Source organism: Roseovarius dicentrarchi (genome assembly GCF_003316635.1).
Lineage (GTDB): Bacteria > Pseudomonadota > Alphaproteobacteria > Rhodobacterales > Rhodobacteraceae > Roseovarius > Roseovarius dicentrarchi.
The window spans coordinates 1-2,604 of record NZ_QNQP01000057.1; the positions used below are offsets into that span (position 1 = coordinate 1).

The window sequence follows — 2,604 nt, forward strand, 5'->3', positions numbered from 1 at the left end:
TGCGCATTTCGCGGAAGTTGGGCAGTGATTTCGCGTGATCTCGGGCACGCATTTCACGGCATCGCGGGCAGCCATTTCATGCCCTCGGGCAGGCTGGCCAACAGGTGATATAGAGTCAGGGCGCGACGCCCTGGTCAAGCGTTTTCATCGTGCTCATTTTTCTGCGCATGCTGTCGCCGGTGAGCGTCAGGCGGTGTGCATTATGGACAAGGCGGTCAAGGATGGCATCTGCGAGGGTAGGATCTCCGATCACCTCGAACCATTGATCGACAGGCAGCTGGCTGGTCACAATGGTCGAGCCACGACCTTGGCGATCATCGAGGATTTCAAGCAGGTCGCGACGCTCGGTCGGTGACAGAACTGACAGCCCCCAATCATCGAGGATCAACAATTCAGTGCGTTCGATCGCCTTGAGGACACGGGCATGCCGCCCATCGCCTCTGGCAATGGCCAGCATCTGGAACAGGCGGGGCACGCGGTGATAAACGACGCGCCGATCATCGCGGCAGGCCTTGTTTCCGAGGGCGCAGGCAATCCAGCTTTTTCCTAAGCCTGTTGGGCCAGTGATCAGCAGATTTTCATGGCGGTTGATCCAGCCACCATCGATCAGATGCGCCATGACACCTGCATCGATGCCGCGCGGGCTGCGCATATCAATATCTTCAACGCAGGCTGCGTGACGCAGGGCGGCAAAGCGCAACCGGGTTGCCAGTCTCTTGGCGTCACGCTCTGCTGTTTCGCGATCAACAAGCAGGCCCAGCCTTTCTTCGAAGCTGAGGCTTTCGAACATGGCGCCAGCGCGGCGCTGCTCGTGCAGGGCCTGTGCCATACCGGTCAGTCCGATCGCCTCCAGGCGGTCGCAAGTGGGATGTGTCAGCAAGGGTCGTCTCCTTTTCAGTGGTAATATTTCTGGCCGCGTATGTTGGGGTGTTGCAGCGGCAGTTCATCGGGTTCGGGCTCCATGAAGGCCTGATCGAGCCCGGTCTTCAGGATGGAACGGATGGATGAGACCGACCGGGCCTTGATACTGATCCCGCGACGACACGCAGCATCAAGCCGTTGCGGCTCAAAGCTTCTGGCCAGCGAAAGTATGCCCAGACAGGTCCGAAAGCCCTGCTCGGGATGCGGCCTGTCCTGCATCACGATGTCGCAAAACGCAGCTACCGATGGTCCCAGCTTTGCAGCACTGCTCAGGATCCGCGCAGGCGACCATTCCGCATAGCGGCGGTGGGCCGAAGGCATATGCTCTGGCGCCGTGATATGGCTGCGGCGTCCGGGGTTGCGCATGTGACTGGCGACGCGCGTGCCACGATGGAAGACCTCTACGGTCCTGTGGGTGATGCGCGCGTCAACCACCTGCCGGATCAGACTGAACGGTACGGAATACCAGCAGCGATCCACCTCGATATGGTAATCCGGCGCAACACGGGCACGTTTCCAACGCGCAAAGACATAAGGTTCAGCGGGCAATGGCTGCAGGTTCGGCCGATCGAGCGTCGCAAACAGATCCGCCCGGCTTGCCCCATAATCGCGCATGACACGCATGTTCAATGCGTCCAGCAACGGCCGGATGGCGGCATTCAGCTCTGCCAGCGAGAAGAACTTGTGGTTGCGGAGCCGTGCGAGGATCCAACGTTGGGCAACCTGAACGGCCACCTCGACCTTGGCTTTATCTTTGGGTTTGCGCACGCGCGCAGGCAGGATGGCCGTGCCGTAATGTTCCGCCATTTCAGCATAGGTCCGGTTCAAGCCGGGATCATACCGGTCTGCCTTGATCACGGCTGACTTGAGATTATCGGGCACGACGACCTGTGGCACGCCGCCCAGATAATCGAACATTCCGACATGGGCTGCAATCCAGTCCTCAAGGCCTTCGCTGGCGACAGCCACAGCATAAGTATAGCTCGAGGCACCCATCGTCGCGACAAACAGCTTGGCCTCGCTGACCTCACCCGTGGCCGGATCAACAACGTCGATCGTATCACCCGCAAAATCGACAAATACCTTCTCACCGCCGACATGTGTTTGCCGCATGCTAGGCCGGACACGCCCCTTCCACGCCTCAAAATGAGTGCAAAACCAAGTGTAGCCAAACCCGTTGGGATGCTGCGCACGATATTCTTGCCAGAGCAACATGCGGGTCACGCTGCGTCGGCGCAGCTCTTTATCAATCACCGCCCAATCCGGCACCGGGCGGTCTGGGTCAGATACATCTGACGCGTTTGGAAACAGCAACAGCTCGAGGCTGTCGTCATTCAGACCTTCCGGCAGTGGCCACGTCAAACCCGCATCACGCGCGCGGCGCAGATAGGTCCCAACACTTCCTTTCCCAAGCCCCAGCGACGCAGCAATCGCACGCTCGCTCAGCCCTTGGGCAAATCTCAATCTCAATACGTCCCGAATACGGCGCATGGTCAAACGTCCTGTCGGCATCCCAATCCTCCTGTTCTTCAGGAGGCGGAGTAACTGCAGTTCGTTGGCCAGTCCTGCCCATGATCGCGTGAAATCACTGCCCGCGATCGCGTGAAACAGGTGCCCGCCTTCCCATGAAATCGCTGCCCACGATCAGCTGAAATCAGTGCCCGCCATCATGCGAAACGCGCA

At 59.5% G+C, this 2,604-nt stretch carries 2 protein-coding genes; both read right to left on the reverse strand.

The window, feature by feature from the left end; genetic code table 11:
* Positions 1-115: 115 nt before the first annotated feature.
* On the reverse strand, positions 116-880 hold the full coding sequence (istB, locus tag DQ230_RS16705; protein WP_113913687.1) for an IS21-like element helper ATPase IstB: 765 nt from the start codon (positions 878-880) through the stop codon (positions 116-118).
* Positions 881-894: 14 nt separating this feature from the next.
* Positions 895-2,433, reverse strand: a complete 1,539-nt coding sequence (istA, locus tag DQ230_RS16710; RefSeq protein ID WP_113913688.1) for an IS21 family transposase — start codon at positions 2,431-2,433, stop codon at positions 895-897.
* Positions 2,434-2,604: the final 171 nt, after the last annotated feature.

What these genes read in the sequence shown, in the direction of transcription:
- istA (WP_113913688.1), bottom strand. Translation starts at nt 2,433, where the DNA reads ATGCCGACAGGACGTTTGACCATGCGCCGTATTCGGGACGTATTGAGA.